This is a genomic window from Marinobacter confluentis (genome assembly GCF_004785685.1).
Taxonomy (GTDB): Bacteria; Pseudomonadota; Gammaproteobacteria; order Pseudomonadales; family Oleiphilaceae; genus Marinobacter; species Marinobacter confluentis.
In genome coordinates, this window is record NZ_SRPF01000029.1 from 1 (window position 1) to 327 (window position 327).

At 60.2% G+C, this 327-nt stretch carries 1 pseudogene; it reads right to left on the bottom strand.

Features of this window, described 5'->3' with window-relative positions:
* Nucleotides 1–327 (bottom strand): annotated as a pseudogene (locus E5Q11_RS17420) (hypothetical protein); the annotation flags it as partial.

Genomic DNA, 327 nt, shown 5'->3' on the forward strand with positions numbered 1-327 from the left:
ATAAAGCCGGATATGCTCCCTGCGGGACAGATGCTTTGCCAGCACCCGGCGCTCGGATAACGTCAGCAGCTCGCTGAACCTCATCGCTCGCAAGGCGGTGGTGAATTCCACCATGTGCGCACACTGCCAGAGCAGGCCGTCGCCACCTTCGAGGTGCGCAATATGCTTGCGGGCATCGTCGAGCAACCGCCGTCGCTTGATGATCAGATCAAGATAGGAAGGTTTTCGGGTGACCAGCCTGCGAACGGACGGCAGGCCGGAAAGCAGCAGGATCACAAACACCCCAAAGCCGGCGCCGGCAATCCACGCGGGTACAAAACCGGTCAT